This is a genomic window from Glycomyces sp. L485 (assembly GCF_022548875.1).
Classification (GTDB): Bacteria; Actinomycetota; Actinomycetes; order Mycobacteriales; family Micromonosporaceae; genus Glycomyces.
In genome coordinates, this window is sequence record NZ_JAKZEW010000036.1 from 34,089 (window position 1) to 48,053 (window position 13,965).

Here is a 13,965-nt window from a genome sequence, read left to right on the forward strand (position 1 = left end):
CGTGAAGCGCCCGACGGCCGTTGGCCGTCGGGCGCTTTCGTTCGTTCACCACTGCGTGGGCGTGGGTGTCGGCGTCGCGTCGGACTCGGTCCGGCACGCCCCGGCGTCGGCGGCCTTCTCGACGGTGATCTGCACCGCGGAGTCGGGTTGGACTTTCGTGCCGGGGGACGGGTACTGGCGGACGACGCCGCACTTGTGGTCGCCCTCGCCCTCGTAGGAGACCGAGGGGGAGAGGTCGGACTCCTCGACGCGCTTGCGCGCCGCCGACTCGGACTGGTCGACGACGTCGGGGACGGTCACCGTCAGCTGCTGTGTGGGCGAGGCGCTCTCGGTGGGCGTCGGCGGGGCCGTCGCCTCTTCGGTGGGTTCGACGCCGACGACCGGAGCGGTGGTCTCGCCGTCGTTCTCCTCTTCGGTCGTCGCCGAGGCCTCCGCTTCATCGGACTCGCCGGTCTGGGCGGGCGCGTGCTCATCGTGATCGGCGGCGGGCGCCGGCGCGTCGGCGTCTTGGCCTCGCACTTCGGCGTCCTCGGCGTCGGTCTCGCCGACGGGCGACGTGCCGGGCCCGGACGGGGCGCTCCACGGGCCGGCGGCGGCGATCACGGCGGCCGCACCTAGGACGGCGAGCGCCCCGGCGAACGTGGCCCAGAGCCTCCCGCGCCGCCGAGGCCGCTCCTCCCCGGCCTCGTGCGCGGCCGCCTCGGTCGAGCCGGACGGCGGCGGCACCGGATGAAAGCCGGTGCGCGGACCGGTACGCGTACCGGTACGGGCGAAGCCGGGTTGCGGCGTCGGATCCACGCGTGTCGGCGACGGCGCCGGATGCGACGCGTCGGGTCGCGGCGTGGTGATCATCGCGCGGACCTCCTGGCAGGCCTCGGCGAAGGCCCCCGCGTTCGGCCAGCGAACGGACGGCTCCTTCTGCAGGGCCCGGGCGATGATCGCGTCGACCTCGCGCGGCACGTCGGGCGGCAGTGGCGGCGGGGCGTTGCGCAGGTGGGCCGAGAGCACGCCGAGCGGCGTGTCGGCTTTGAACGGCGGCGATCCTGCCAGGCATTGGTGGGCGACGACGCCGAGCGAGTACAGGTCGGAGGCGGGCGTCAGGTTCTCCCCGGCGGCCTGCTCGGGGGACATGTAGGTGACCGTTCCCAGCACCACGCCGGTGGTGGTGAGGGTGAGATTGTGGCCTGCACGGGCGATCCCGAAGTCCACCAGGACGACCGAGCCGTCGTCGCGCACGAGGATGTTGCCGGGCTTGATGTCGCGGTGGACGATTCCGGCGGAGTGGGCGATTTGGAGCGCCGTGGCGACGCCGCCGACGACGCGCAGCGTGTCGGCGGCGGCGAGCTTGCCCCACAGGCCGAGGAGCCGCGACAGCGGTCGGCCGGCGACGAACTCCATGATGAGGTAGGCGATGGTGGCGTCAACGTGGTCGATCTCGCCGTAGTCGTAGACCTCGACGACGCCGGGGCCTTTCATCATGGCGATGGCCTGGGCCTCGCGCCGGAATCGTTCGCGGAAGCCGCGGTCGTCGACGAGGTCGGCCAGCAGGATCTTCACGGCGACGGTGCGCCACAGGACCGTGTCGGTGCCTTCCCAGACGTCGCCCATGCCACCGCCGCCGACGCGGCGCTCGAGCCGGTATCGCCCGTCCAGGACGTCGCCTGCTTTGAGGTTGCGCGTGCTCAGCATCCGGCGGCTTTCTCCCCTCGGCGACGCTTGCGAGCCGTAATCTTGGCAAGCGACGGTTCGTCTCTCAGGGACTAACGACCGTGTCGGGCTGAGGCTACGCGCTAGGCCGCGCTCTTTTGGGCGTGCATGTCGACGGCAGGATCCACGGCGCGCGCGTGGATCGGCGAGGGCTCTCTCAACTGTCCTGTTGGGTCGGTGAGGTTCTCGGCGGCGGGCGCCGGCATGGCGACGGCTTCGCCGAGCTGGCCGTCCCAGCACGCCCAGGAGTGGCAGGGCCAGGCCTGTCGACAGTGGCCGCAGACAGGGCGCCGGGCGCCCCGCTGTTCGAGGGCGGGAGTGTGCCGTTTCCACCATCGCGCTTGCACGCGCCACAGGCTCGGAACCAACACCCCGTTCGGCGGCTCGTCCGGCGGGGGGCTCTCGAGTGTGTACGGACTTCGCAACGCGGGCTGCCTTTCATATCGTCTTGATGATCGGTTTCGTTGGCGGCGAACGGAATACGATGCCGCTCTCCTGAGTGACCACTGGTCGGTCTCGAAACGCGGTGTCGAATCGGTACAGTCGGGCGAGGCGGGTAGCCCCTACGTCAAGTAGAATTGCACATGCAGATTTTCGATGCAAGAGTTGTAACCGGATCGGGTGGCGGATTTTCTCCTCGCCGCCTGCGGCAGCCCTGATGGTCCTGCCGAGCCGTACATAGGCGACGCACCCCGTCAACCGGCCAGAAGTCGGCGCCAGCCGGTGCGTCCTCACAGATACCGGAGGGATCAGGGTGTCAAATGGGAACATCGAACGACGACGCTGACAACGATCTGCCGAAGAGGTTGGGGAGCAAGGCGATGCCTTCAGGTGGCAGCCCTACCGTCCGCAGGAGGCGGGCGGGCAAGATCCTGCGCCAGATGCGCGAGACGTCGGGCAGGGACGCTCAGGCCGCGGCCGACGCGCTGGAGGTCACCACCTCCACGATCTACCGCATGGAGCTCGGGCGCGTGGGCATCAAGCCCCGGGACGTCATGGCGCTCACCGAGGTCTACGGCGTGTCCGACTCGGCGCAGGTCGAGGAGCTCGTGCGCCTGGCCCGGGACGGCCGCAAGCGAGGGTGGTGGGCCCGCTACTCGGACACGATCTCCCCTCCGTACGCCACCTACGTCGGCCTGGAGCAGGACGCCTCGAGCCTGTACCTGTACGACGGTCTGATCATCAACGGGCTCTTGCAGACCCCCGGCTACGCCCGTGCCACCTTCGACTTCGCGCTGGAGCAGTCGCGGCAGTTCATGGAAGACCGCATCAACCTGCGCATGGAGCGCCAGGCGCGGCTGCGCGACGACCTGAAGATCTGGAACGTCATCGACGAGGCCGCGATCCGCAGGGTCCTCGGTGGACCGAAGGTGATGATCGACCAGCTCCAGAACCTGCTCGAACTCGCCGCTCTGCCGAACGTCCACCTCCAGGTCCTGCCGTTCGACGGCGGTGCCTACCCCGGCATGCTCTCCTCGTTCACGATCCTGGGCTTCGGAGAGGTGGACGGCGAGGTCGATCCCGGCTACAGGCACCCCGACGTGGTCTACATCGAGGGCCACAACGGCGATGTGTACGAGGAGGGCGAGGACGTCGCCCCGTTCCACGAGGTCTTCGGCAACCTGCGATCGGCGGCCCTGGGGCCAGGCAGGAGCCTGGAGTTCATCGAACAGCAGGCCAGCCGGCTCAAATCTATGTGAAGGCCCCGGACACCTGACGGGGCGGCCGCGGTGACACCGCGGCCGCCCCGTCAGGTATCCGTCACCGGCCTTCCATGTGCAGCAGCGATAGCCAGTCAGCTTGGCTGGTCCGCAGGATCGGGCTCCGGTCGAGCTTGGTGTCCCTGATCTCGACGACACCGTGTGCGAGCCGGACCTCGACGCAGGCCCCGTTGGGGCCTGATCTGCTGCTCTTCCTCCATGCGTGGGTCAACATGGATCTCCTCCTTCCAAGGAGCACTTCGAGTCCCCAGGTCGGTGTTCACCATAGCCAGCAGGCCCGATGGCAAGCGTCACATATTTGTCACTATCGGTTTCCTGACATGTCGACCGAAGGATTCACCAGGCGGGATGATCGCATGCTTGGTCGGGACTGCCGGGTTCGATCTGGACGGTCGCGTGCTCGATCCCGAAGCGTTCGGCCAGCGTTCGCCTGGCCTCGGTGAGGACGGAGCCCGGATCGGCGTCCGTTCGCAGTGCGAGGTGGACGGTGGCGACGTCCATGCCGGACGTGAGCGTCCAGAGATGAAGATCGTGCACCTCATTCACCCCATCGAGTGCCCCCAGCGCGTCCTCGACCTCGTCCACGCTCACGCGGACGGGGGCGTGCTGGAGCAGGATCCGCAGTGCGTCGCGACCGAGCCTGGCCGCGCGCGGCAGGATGAACAGGCCCACGGTCACGGCGATGATGCTGTCGACGTAGAACCAGCCGGTGAACCAGATGACGGCCGCCGCGATGATCACCCCGATCGAGCTGAGCGCGTCGCCGAGGACCTCGAAGTAGGCCCCGCGCACATTGATCGACTCGGCCGCGCCCGACCGCAGCAGCAGCAGCGAGACGACGTTCGCGGTGAGCGCGAGGCAGGCGACCGCCAGCATCGGCAGCGAGTTCACCTCCGGCGGCTCCTCGAGGCGCCGGATCGCCTGGGCGACGACGAAGCCGGCGACGCCGAACAGCAGCACGGTGTTCGCCAGCGCCGCGAGCACCTCGAGTCGGTACAGGCCGTAGGTGCGTCTCGGCTTGCCGCCGCCGCGCCGCACCGCGGTGATCGCGGCCAGGGCCATGCCGATGCCCAATGAGTCGCCCGCGATGTGAGCGGCGTCGGAGAGCAGGGCGAGCGAGTGGGTGTACCAGGAGGCGACCGCCTCGACGACCATCACGCTGACGGCCAGGCTCAGGGCCAGCCAGAGCCGTCCTCGGTGACGGGCGCCGAGGCTTGCGGCGCCGTGCGAGTGGCCGTGTCCCATGCGGGCATCCCTCCTACGGAAGCGTGCACGGCGCGGTGCCGCGCACGACCAAAAAATGCTAACATGCGCATTTGTGCATGCAAATTGTCCGGAGCGAATGCTACCGAGAACACCGCTCAAAATGTTGGGAACCGACCCGGCCGGCACCAACAAGGGGGAGTTTCATAAATCTCCCGGAGTAATGGAATAATATTCATCAGAGACGAATCGATACTGGTCACGGGGGGTGACGATGCAAAACGCTATTGAAGTAGCAATCGCCGCGTTCGGCGCAGTCGTCGCGATCGTCCTCATTTTCGCCGCGGTCCTCGGACTGCGGTCGAGCATCGACACAAGGAGACGCCGCAAGGCCCGTGCCAGGGCAGACGCCGAGGCATGGACCAGGCTTCTCGACAATCAACTCGCCATCGCGCCCTCGTACGTCACCGACGTCGAGGCCGCCGCCGCGCTCGACCGGGCGCGGAAACTCCACCACAACGCCGGCGAATCACTCAAGACTGCCAAGAAGACCAAGCAGTACGAGCGAATCCGCACCTACGCGCTCGCCGGACTCCACAACCTCAACGTCGTGCGCCGCCGACTCGGCAAGGCACCGGGACCGCAAGGCCCCATGCCCTTCAACGGCGCCAGCGCCACTGCCGTCGACCGAGCCGACGTCCAACACGACATTCCCACCAGCCCGTCCACCGGGCTCTACTTCTACTAGGAACGGCGGGGCATGAGGCGGACAGGCGCCTAGTGCCCCGCCTCCTCGCGCCTCGGGGTCAGCAGGTCCATCACCCACATCGCCACCCACACGATGATCGCGCCCCAGAACGCCGCCCAGAACCCGTCGACCGAGAAGCCGATCTCCAACTGCTCCGAGACCCACCCGGTCAACCAGAACATCAACGCGTTCACCACCAGCCCGAACAGACCCAGCGTCAACACGTACAGCGCGCAGCCGACCAGCATCACCACCGGCTTCACGAACGCGTTCACCACCGTGAACACCAGGGCCGCCACCATCAGCGACAAGAACCGGGACCCGGTCGAATCTCCGAACAGCGCGATACCCGGGACCAGCGCCGTCGCCAGCCACAGGGCGAGCGCCGTCAACAGCAGACGCACCACGAAACTCATGGCGCCAGTATCGCCGCAGACCGACTTCGAGACCCCCGAATCGGGCAAACGGCCCGCACAGGCACCGTGAGACGATCCCGCGCCCTCCCATTCACCGTCAGTTCACCGAAGGTCGGGCCGGACGCTACCCGCGCCGCCTATGGTCGCCACAGCCCCCGAACGCTTTCTTCCAAGCTCACCGCAGAGGAGAAGACCATGAGCGACCCGACCATGTCCGGCGCAGGCCCCACCGTGAGCCCGCGTCGCATCGGAGCGGCTCCTCAAGCAGCGCCCCGGAGCACCGGCACGACAGGCGTCGACGGCCCGAGCGTCTTCGACATACGCGACGTCAAAGTCCACTACGGCGCCTACAACGCGGTCAAGAACGTCGGCTTCACGGTCGCCAAGAACGAGATCACCGCGCTCATCGGCCCCTCAGGCTGCGGCAAGTCCACCCTGCTGCGCTCGCTCAACCGCATGAACGACCTCATCCCCGGCGCCCGCGTCGAAGGCTCCGTCGCCTTCCACGGCAAGAACATCTACGACGCCGACGTCGACCCCGTCGAGGTGCGGCGCCGCATCGGCATGGTCTTCCAAAAACCCAACCCCTTCCCCAAGTCGATCTACGACAACGTCGCCTACGGACCCAAGATCCACGGCGTCCCGCGCACTGATCGCGACGGCATCGTCGAGGACTCGCTCAGGAAGGCCGCGCTCTGGGACGAGGTCAAGGACGACCTTCGCAAGAGCGCGCTGGCACTCTCGGGCGGCCAGCAGCAGCGCCTGTGCATCGCGAGGACCATCGCGCTCCAGCCCGAAGTCGTCCTGATGGACGAGCCGTGCTCGGCGCTCGACCCGATCGCGACGGCCCGCATCGAGGAGCTCATGGTCGACCTGGCCAAGCAGTTCACGATCGTCATCGTCACGCACAACATGCAGCAGGCCGCGCGCGTCTCCGACAAGACGGCGTTCTTCTCGACCGAGGTCAACGAGCAGAGCGACACTCGCACCGGAGTGCTCGTCGAGTTCGACGACACCCAGCGGATCTTCACCACGCCCTCGGACGAGCGCACCGAGAACTACGTCACCGGCCGCTTCGGCTAGCCGAACGGAACCTCAGCAGGGCCCCGCCGCGGCGGGGCCCTCGTCGTTCTCAACGTCGGCTCGGCCTGCCGGGCGACCGACCGAAATGCCCGCCGCATTTCGATCGATTGACAGAAAAAGGTCCCCGCGCCGGTGATCCGGCACGGGGACCTCGGAAAGAGACCGGTCGGCTTCGCCTACCGCTTGTCGATGGCGAAGCGTGAGGCGATGATCCTCGAGAGGATCGTGAACAGGAAGACGATCGCGATCAGGGTCAGCGCGGCACCCCAGGCCCGCTCCTGCGAGGCCTCGAACGGGCGCGCCGCGTTGCGGTAGATCTGCGCCGCCAGGGTCGTGTTCTGACCGTCGAACAGGTCCGGCTTGTAGATGTAGGTCAGGCCGACCGTGATGATGATCGGCGCGGTCTCGCCCGCCGCGCGCGCGACCGCCAGCAGCGACCCCGACGTGATGCCCGAGGAAGCGGCCGGCAGCACCACGCCCAGCGTCGTGCGCCACTTGCGGGCGCCCAGCGCGGACGAGGCCTGGCGGAGTTCGTCCGGGACCAACCGCAGCATCTCCTCGGTCGAGCGGATCACGATCGGCAACATCAGGCACGCCAGCGACAGGGCACCGGCGAAACCGCTCTGCTCGCCGACGACCAGGACGTAGCCGACGTAGATGAACAGACCCATGACGATCGACGGGACGCCGGTCATGACGTCGGCCATCGTGCGGATGAACCTCGCCAGCGGGTTGGATTTGCCGTACTCGTTGAGGTAGACCGCGCCGAGGACGCCGACCGGGATGGCGATGAGCGCCGCCATGCCGGTGATCAGCAGGGTGCCGACGACGGCCGGGCCCATGCCCGGGCCCGCGGTGCGGTAGTTGCGGGGAATCACCTCGGTCAGGAAGTCCCAGCTCATGACCGAGGCGCCGCGTGAGATCACCTCGTACGCGACCAGGCCGAGCGGGAACGCCGCGACCAGCACGCACAAGCCGATCCCGAGTGTGGCGGCCCGATTGGCGAACGCGCGTCGCGCCGACAGGTTCTTCCCGGACAGGTCCGGCGGTGTGGGGGTGCCGGTGTCGATGGCGGTCATGTGTGGGCCCCTCGCATCTTGATCTCGGCCCGGCGGACGACCCAGCGGGCGGCGAAGTTGATGATGACGGTGATGGCGAACAGCACGACGCCGATGCCGATCAACGCGTCCGTGTGGAGACCGGTCGACTCGCCCCACTGCTGGGCGATCGCCGCGGCCATGGTGTTGCCGGTGTCGAACATGCTGGCCGAGATGTGGAACGAGCCGCCGATGACCAGCGCCACCGCGATCGTCTCGCCCATGGCGCGCCCGAGGCCCAGCATCGAGGCGCCGACCAGGCCCCCGAAGGAGTGGGGGAGGATGGCGCCCTTGATCATCTCCCAGCGGGTCGCGCCCAGCGCGTACGCGGCCTGCTTGTCGGCCTCGGGAACGGTGTCGAAGACCTCCCTCGCGATGGAGGTGATGATCGGGATCACCATGATCGTGAGGACCAGTCCCGCGGTGAAGTAGTTGCGGCCGGTGTTGGTGTCCGCGAAGAGCGAGCTGAGCAGCGGGATCGGCTCGACCAGGCCGGCGAACCACTGGTAGACCGGCGTGATGAAGGGGACGACCACCAGAACGCCGACCAGTCCGAACACCACCGAGGGCACGGTGGCGAGCAGGTCGATGATCGTGACGATGTACTTGCGGGAGCGCGCGTGCGCCACCTCGGTGATGAACAGGGCGATGCCGATCGAGACCGGCACCGCGATGAGCATGCCGATCAGCGAGGTCACCAGGGTCCCGTAGAGCATCGAGAAGGCGCCGAAGACGTCGTCGTTGGGCGCCCACCGGGTGCCGAAGACGAATCCGAGCAGGCCTTCGTGGCTGATGGCCGGCATGGCGCGCATGGTCGTGGTGACCAGGATCAGGCCCAGGACGATGAGGACCGTGAGACCGGCGAAGGTCACCAGTCCCCGGAAACCCCGGTCGGTTCCCCTGGCTCGGGAGTCGCCGCCGAGATCCAGGTCGTCGGGAGTCTGGGGTGATGCCGTAGAGGTCAAGACTGTCACTCCGGTTTCGGTAGCGGAACGGCCGAAGACCCCACCGGCGCGAATCGCGCTGCTGGGGTCGACGGCGCGACGTTCCTAGGCAATCGTCTCGTTCAGTACGTCCAGGGCCTGCTGCTGCAGTCCCTCGGGCAGCGCCGCGAAGTTGTTCTGGGCGGCCAGGTTCTGGCCGTCGGTCAGCAGCCAGGTCAGGAACTCCTTGACGCCGGCGGCGACGTTCTCGTCCTCGTAGTCCGTGCGGATGAGGATGTAGGTCGGAGCGGTGATCGGGTAGGCCTCCGGACCCGCGGCGTTCAGCGGGTTGTAGGTCAGGTCGTCGTTGATGACCGCGCCGTCGAGACCGGCGGTGGTGCCTTCCAGCGTGGGCTGGACGAAGTTGCCGTCGGCGTTCTCGATGGAGGCGGTGACGAGACCGGTCTCGGCCGCGTCGGCCAGGTCGACGTAGCCGATGGCGCCGTCGGTCTCAGTGACGGCCTGCGCCACACCGGTGTTGCCGTCGCCGCCGATCGAGTTGGACGGCCACTCGGCGGTGTCGCCGGAGCCCAGGGTCCAGGACTCGGTCGCCTCGTCGAGGAATTTCGTGAAGTTGCCGGTGGTGCCCGAACCGTCAGAGCGGTGGGCGACGGTGATGTCGGTGGAGGGCAGTTCGAGGTCGGGGTTGTCGGCCGCGATGAGCTCGTCGTCCCAGGCGGTGATGTCGCCCTGGAAGATCATGGCCAGGGTCTCCTGGCCGATCTGCAGGCCCTCGACGCCTTCGAGGTTGTACGACACGGTGATCGGGGCGGCCACCGTCGGGATGTACTGATAAGAGCCTTCCTCGGGGCCGTCGTCAGAGCCGACCAGCGAGTCGGTGCCGGCGAAGTCGTTCAGGCCCTCGCCGAAGTCGGACTTGCCCTGACCCGAACCGACGGCGTTGTAGGTGACGATGAGGTCGGGGTTCACTTCGGCGTACTCCTCCGTGGCCGCCGCATAGTAGGCGTCGGGGAAGCTGGCGCCGGAGGCGTTGATCTCGCCCGACGCCATGTCGCCACCGGCGCCGTCCCCGTCACCGCCGCCGCAGGCCGCCAGGCCGAACGCGAGGGTGCTTGCAGTGATCGTTCCGAAGATGGCTCTGCGGTTCAGTTTCATGTTCACAGCTGGTCTCTACTCCGTTTTCCGGTCTTGAACCGGGGACTGCTTCACTGTTCACGACCCATCAAAACCAAACCCGGTGTTCACCTGGCGACTTGGAGTTGAACTTGAGGTGAACGACTGAGCGCGATTCACGACGTTTGCTTGCAGGCATCGAGGGGCGCGGCTGCAACCAGGCAGTTTGATGGGATCAGCGCCTTGTCGTGACCGGAGCGTTATGAACGATCGAGGTGAACATCACCGGTGACCAGATACACGACCTGGTGCGAGATGCGCACCGCGTGGTCGCCGAACCGCTCGAAGAACCGAGCCAGGAGCGCCGTGTCGACCGCCGCCTGCGGCCCGTAGCCGAGATCGGGGATCTGATCGTGGATACGCTGCTGGACCGCGTCGAGCTCGTCGTCGTCGAGGCCCATCTGCGCAGCCTGGAGCTGGTCGTGCTCGGCGAGGATTCGCACCAGTTTCTCCGAGATCCTTGTCGCCGCCCGACCCATCGCCGCGAAGTCATCGTGGAGCGATTCGGGGATCGCCGAGACCGGGGACCGCATGATGACCGTCTTCGAGACGTGCTTGGCCAGGTCGCCCATCCGTTCCAGGTCCACCGAGATGCGCACCGCCGCCAGGATGAACCGCAGGTCGCTCGCGACCGGCTCGTACCGGGTCATCAGGTCCACGATCCGGTCGTCGACTTGGAACTGGAGTGCGTTGATCTCCGTGTCGGCGGCCACGACCTCCTCAGCGGCCGGCGCGTCGACCTCCAGCAGCGCCGCGCTCGCCTTCTCCATGGCCTCGCCGGCGCGGCGGGCCATGTCGACGAGCAGCTGGTTGAGGTCGTCGAGGTGCTGGTGGAACGGATTCGCCATAATGGACCAATCGCGGGGTCGGATGCAGGGCTCGTACCAGGACGAGGCACGCGATCAGTCTAAGCCCGGACAGGGCTCCGCAGGCGTGCGGCGGTGAAGGACCGGCACGAGCCGCGGTCTGGTGACGCGAGGTTAAGGTGAGGACGTACTTCGATCGATCCTCAGGAGTGAACGAATGTCGTACCCCTCCCAGCCTTCCTACACGCCCCCGTACGGACAGCCCCAACCGCCGCGCAATACGAACCTCTGGCTCGTGGGGTCCGCGATCATCGCCGTCCTCGTCGTCATCATGACCGTCACGCTGCTCATCATCCAGCGCACCGAGGGCAGCGCCACGGCCGGCGGCGGCGAGGACCCGCAGACCTCCTCGGGGAACGAATCCACTGCCACCGAGGAGGAGACGACCGAGGAGGAGACGACCGAAGGGGACGACGTCGAGGAGAGCGCCGGAGACGGGGGCGGTGAGTACGCAGGACTGAAAGAGGAGACCTGCGACGCCTACGACCTCTCGGCCTTCGAGGAGTACTTCGGGGCGTCCCTCGACGCCGATGACACCTATAGGTCCGCCTCCACCAGCGGTGATTCCGGATCGGTCTACTGCAGCTTCTACACCGACGAGTACGACTCGCTGACCATCTCCGTCTACGTGGAGGACGACGCGGAATGGGCGAGGGACTTCTTCGACTCCGACAAGGAGTACCGGGAAGAGGACTCGGACTACGAGGTGTCCGACTACAGTGATCTCGGCGACGCCGGGTATGTCTCGGTCTACGTCGACGATTCCTACGAGTCCCACGAGTTGCGGGTCATCTCCGGCAAGATCGACGTCAAGGTGAGCTCCGCGATCTACTCCGACGAGAGCGACCGGGGCGAGATGCCGCCCATGCTGGCGGCGCATGCGGCGCAGGCGTTCGACCTGTTCGCGGCGTACGCCTAGCGAACGGGGGCGCCGGTGCGGCACATCACCGAATCGGCGCCCGACCGTGCGTAGCGCCTCCCCCGATGACAGGCAACGAAAAAGCGGGCCCAGATCACTGGGCCCGCTCAATGCTTGTGATGTGCGCCGCCAGGGACTCGAACCCCGAACCCGCTGATTAAGAGTCAGCTGCTCTGCCAGTTGAGCTAGCGGCGCTTGATGATTGAGCTGTTGCGGCCCGAAAGGGCCCGAGTCGCTCGCACGAGGAGAAACTTTAGCACGTCCTGCGGGGTCGCGTTCCGGGGGGAGCGCCGGTGGCTACGCTTGAACGGTGACAAGTTTCGTTGACCGGGTAAATCTGCAGGTCATTGCTGGCAAGGGTGGAAACGGCTGCGTGTCGGTCCACCGCGAGAAGTTCAAGCCGCTCGGTGGACCCGACGGTGGTAACGGCGGCCACGGCGGTGATGTCGTGTTCGTCGTCGACCCCAACGTCCACACGCTGCTCGACTTCCACTTCCAGAGCCGCCTGCAAGCCGGCAACGGCAAGCACGGCAAAGGCTCCAACCGCGACGGCGCCAACGGTGAGACGTTGCGCGTCTCCGTGCCCAACGGCACGGTCATCTACACCGACGGCGAGCAACTCGCCGACCTCACCGGCGACGGCACCGAGATCAGCGTCGCCAACGGCGGAAGAGGCGGGCGTGGCAACGCCGCGCTCGTCAGCTCCAAGCGTCGAGTCCCCGGCTTCGCCGAACTCGGCGAGCCGGGCGACGAGCTCGCCGTCACGCTCGAACTCAAGAGCGTCGCCGACGTCGGCCTCGTGGGCTTTCCCTCGGCCGGAAAGTCCTCTCTTATCGCGGCGATGTCGGCCGCGCGGCCGAAGATCGCCGACTACCCCTTCACGACGTTGAAGCCGAACCTCGGCGTCGTGTCCGCCGGGGAGACGACCTACACCATCGCCGACGTCCCGGGCCTCATCCCGGGCGCCGCGCAGGGGAAGGGCCTCGGCCTGGAGTTCCTGCGGCACATCGAGCGCTGCGCCGTCCTGGCGCACGTCGTCGACTGCGCCAACCTCGAGACCGACCGCGACCCGGTCTCCGACATCGACGCGCTCGAAAGCGAGCTCGCCGAATACGGGGGCCTGGCCGATCGGCCGCGCATCATCGTGCTCAACAAGATCGACATCCCGGACGGGCGTGAGCTGGCCGAGTTCGTACGCCCCGATCTGGAGAAGTACGGCTGGCCGGTCTTCGAGGTGAGCGCCGTCAGCCGTGAGGGCCTGCGGGGGCTCAACTTCGCGTACGCCAAGGCGGTAGAGGAGTATCGCGCTGAACAGCCGCCGATCGAGGCGACCCGCGTCGTCATCCGACCGGCCGCTATCGACGACTCCGGTTTCAAGGTCCGCGCTCTCACGCCCGCATATGAAGGAGACGTCGAGTTCGTCGTCTCCGGTCAGAAGCCCGAGCGCTGGGTCGGCCAGACGAACTTCGAGAACGAGGAGGCCGTCGGGTACCTGGCGGACCGCCTCGCGGGGCTCGGCATAGAAGAGGCACTCGCGAAGCAGGGCGCCGTGCCGGGATCGATCGTGCGTATCGGCGAGACCGAGTTCGAGTGGGAGCCGACCGATCCTTCGGTCATCGCGACGGTTGGACCGCGCGGCACCGACGCGAGGTTCGAGACCACCGACCGCAAGGGCGCCGATGAACGGCTCGCCGAGCGGAAGGCGCGTCGCGCCGAGCTGCTCGAACGCGTCGCCAAGGAAGAGGACGCTCGCGGCAAACGACGCCGCGGCTAGCCCCGATTTCGGCATTGACCTGCGATGACATGGGGTTTGCAAGGGTGTGTCGCCGAACACGCACCCCCCTTGCAAACCCCTGTCCCGGGTCGCGTAAATTAGTTCTTGCCCGCAGGGGAAACGGACAGGAAAGCCGAAAGGCCCTGGCCCAAAACCAAAAGGGCAAAACTCCGAACGAACAGATCGGGGGCCTAAACGGCCCGAAAACAGGTCTGGTAAGTTACTGGAGCCGCTCCGGTCGGAGCTGGAACATCAAAGATGTTTTCAGACTGATTGTGGCGTGTTGTTTGAGAACTCAACAGGGTGTTTGGATG

The 13,965-nt window shown here is 67.2% G+C and carries 14 protein-coding genes and 1 tRNA gene; 5 read left to right on the forward strand and 10 right to left on the reverse strand.

Going from position 1 to position 13,965, the window contains the following annotated elements; all coding sequences use genetic code 11:
• Nucleotides 1-45: 45 nt before the first annotated feature.
• Both L0U85_RS16005 and L0U85_RS16010 read right to left on the reverse strand, forming a co-directional pair.
• Complete coding sequence (locus L0U85_RS16005; RefSeq protein WP_241378756.1) at nt 46-1,689, reverse strand: serine/threonine-protein kinase; 1,644 nt, start codon at nt 1,687-1,689, stop codon at nt 46-48.
• A gap of 101 nt (nt 1,690-1,790) precedes the next feature.
• Nucleotides 1,791-2,054 (reverse strand): hypothetical protein, encoded by a 264-nt coding sequence (locus L0U85_RS16010; protein ID WP_241378757.1) that lies wholly within the window; start codon nt 2,052-2,054, stop codon nt 1,791-1,793.
• A gap of 474 nt (nt 2,055-2,528) precedes the next feature.
• On the opposite strand from L0U85_RS16010, the gene L0U85_RS16015 reads away from it, so the two are divergent.
• The gene (locus L0U85_RS16015; RefSeq protein WP_241378758.1) at nt 2,529-3,407 is read left to right on the forward strand and encodes a helix-turn-helix transcriptional regulator; all 879 of its coding nucleotides are present in this window, start codon (nt 2,529-2,531) and stop codon (nt 3,405-3,407) included.
• A gap of 61 nt (nt 3,408-3,468) precedes the next feature.
• On the opposite strand, the gene L0U85_RS16020 is transcribed toward L0U85_RS16015, so the two are convergent.
• The gene (locus tag L0U85_RS16020) at nt 3,469-3,642 is read right to left on the reverse strand and encodes a DUF397 domain-containing protein (protein WP_241378759.1); all 174 of its coding nucleotides are present in this window, start codon (nt 3,640-3,642) and stop codon (nt 3,469-3,471) included.
• Between the two features lie 122 nt (nt 3,643-3,764).
• The gene (locus tag L0U85_RS16025; RefSeq protein ID WP_241378760.1) at nt 3,765-4,673 is read right to left on the reverse strand and encodes a cation diffusion facilitator family transporter; all 909 of its coding nucleotides are present in this window, start codon (nt 4,671-4,673) and stop codon (nt 3,765-3,767) included.
• Between the two features lie 232 nt (nt 4,674-4,905).
• Here L0U85_RS16025 and L0U85_RS16030 point away from each other — a divergent pair, with 232 nt between their 5' ends.
• The gene (locus L0U85_RS16030; RefSeq protein ID WP_241378761.1) at nt 4,906-5,379 is read left to right on the forward strand and encodes a hypothetical protein; all 474 of its coding nucleotides are present in this window, start codon (nt 4,906-4,908) and stop codon (nt 5,377-5,379) included.
• A 29-nt stretch (nt 5,380-5,408) separates the two neighbouring features.
• Here the strand turns inward: L0U85_RS16030 and L0U85_RS16035 are convergent, their stop codons facing one another.
• Entirely contained in the window at nt 5,409-5,795 is a 387-nt protein-coding gene (locus tag L0U85_RS16035; RefSeq protein ID WP_241378762.1) for a phage holin family protein, read from the reverse strand.
• 195 nt (nt 5,796-5,990) lie between these two features.
• Between L0U85_RS16035 and pstB the strand changes: the two genes are divergently transcribed.
• Nucleotides 5,991-6,878: a phosphate ABC transporter ATP-binding protein PstB gene (pstB, locus tag L0U85_RS16040; protein ID WP_241378763.1), complete on the forward strand. Its 888-nt coding sequence runs from the start codon at nt 5,991-5,993 to the stop codon at nt 6,876-6,878.
• A 176-nt stretch (nt 6,879-7,054) separates the two neighbouring features.
• Here pstB and pstA read toward each other — a convergent pair whose 3' ends face one another.
• The 4 genes from pstA to phoU form a co-directional block, all read right to left on the reverse strand.
• Nucleotides 7,055-7,957 (reverse strand): phosphate ABC transporter permease PstA, encoded by a 903-nt coding sequence (pstA, locus tag L0U85_RS16045; protein ID WP_241378764.1) that lies wholly within the window; start codon nt 7,955-7,957, stop codon nt 7,055-7,057.
• A complete protein-coding gene (gene pstC / locus L0U85_RS16050; protein WP_241378765.1) occupies nt 7,954-8,940 on the reverse strand; it encodes a phosphate ABC transporter permease subunit PstC in 987 nt (328 codons plus the stop codon). Before pstC ends, pstA begins: the two co-directional genes overlap by 4 nt.
• Before the next feature lie 84 nt (nt 8,941-9,024).
• The gene (pstS, locus tag L0U85_RS16055; RefSeq protein ID WP_241378772.1) at nt 9,025-10,074 is read right to left on the reverse strand and encodes a phosphate ABC transporter substrate-binding protein PstS; all 1,050 of its coding nucleotides are present in this window, start codon (nt 10,072-10,074) and stop codon (nt 9,025-9,027) included.
• Nucleotides 10,075-10,292: 218 nt separating this feature from the next.
• On the reverse strand, nt 10,293-10,940 hold the full coding sequence (phoU, locus tag L0U85_RS16060; protein ID WP_241378766.1) for a phosphate signaling complex protein PhoU: 648 nt from the start codon (nt 10,938-10,940) through the stop codon (nt 10,293-10,295).
• A gap of 175 nt (nt 10,941-11,115) precedes the next feature.
• Here phoU and L0U85_RS16065 point away from each other — a divergent pair, with 175 nt between their 5' ends.
• Nucleotides 11,116-11,877 (forward strand): hypothetical protein, encoded by a 762-nt coding sequence (locus L0U85_RS16065; RefSeq protein WP_241378767.1) that lies wholly within the window; start codon nt 11,116-11,118, stop codon nt 11,875-11,877.
• Nucleotides 11,878-11,999: 122 nt separating this feature from the next.
• Here L0U85_RS16065 and L0U85_RS16070 read toward each other — a convergent pair.
• A tRNA-Lys gene (locus L0U85_RS16070) sits at nt 12,000-12,072 on the reverse strand.
• Nucleotides 12,073-12,187: 115 nt separating this feature from the next.
• On the opposite strand from L0U85_RS16070, the gene obgE reads away from it, so the two are divergent.
• Nucleotides 12,188-13,651, forward strand: coding sequence for a GTPase ObgE (gene obgE / locus L0U85_RS16075; protein ID WP_347177461.1), 1,464 nt, complete (start codon nt 12,188-12,190; stop codon nt 13,649-13,651).
• The last annotated feature ends 314 nt before the right edge of the window (nt 13,652-13,965 follow it).

What these genes read in the sequence shown, in the direction of transcription:
- L0U85_RS16065 (WP_241378767.1), top strand. Translation starts at nt 11,116, where the DNA reads ATGTCGTACCCCTCCCAGCCTTCCTACACGCCCCCGTACGGACAGCCC.
- L0U85_RS16035 (WP_241378762.1), bottom strand. Translation starts at nt 5,795, where the DNA reads ATGAGTTTCGTGGTGCGTCTGCTGTTGACGGCGCTCGCCCTGTGGCTG.
- L0U85_RS16015 (WP_241378758.1), top strand. Translation starts at nt 2,529, where the DNA reads ATGCCTTCAGGTGGCAGCCCTACCGTCCGCAGGAGGCGGGCGGGCAAG.
- L0U85_RS16030 (WP_241378761.1), top strand. Translation starts at nt 4,906, where the DNA reads ATGCAAAACGCTATTGAAGTAGCAATCGCCGCGTTCGGCGCAGTCGTC.
- pstA (WP_241378764.1), bottom strand. Translation starts at nt 7,957, where the DNA reads ATGACCGCCATCGACACCGGCACCCCCACACCGCCGGACCTGTCCGGG.
- pstB (WP_241378763.1), top strand. Translation starts at nt 5,991, where the DNA reads ATGAGCGACCCGACCATGTCCGGCGCAGGCCCCACCGTGAGCCCGCGT.
- L0U85_RS16005 (WP_241378756.1), bottom strand. Translation starts at nt 1,689, where the DNA reads ATGCTGAGCACGCGCAACCTCAAAGCAGGCGACGTCCTGGACGGGCGA.
- L0U85_RS16020 (WP_241378759.1), bottom strand. Translation starts at nt 3,642, where the DNA reads ATGTTGACCCACGCATGGAGGAAGAGCAGCAGATCAGGCCCCAACGGG.
- L0U85_RS16025 (WP_241378760.1), bottom strand. Translation starts at nt 4,673, where the DNA reads ATGGGACACGGCCACTCGCACGGCGCCGCAAGCCTCGGCGCCCGTCAC.
- phoU (WP_241378766.1), bottom strand. Translation starts at nt 10,940, where the DNA reads ATGGCGAATCCGTTCCACCAGCACCTCGACGACCTCAACCAGCTGCTC.
- pstS (WP_241378772.1), bottom strand. Translation starts at nt 10,074, where the DNA reads ATGAAACTGAACCGCAGAGCCATCTTCGGAACGATCACTGCAAGCACC.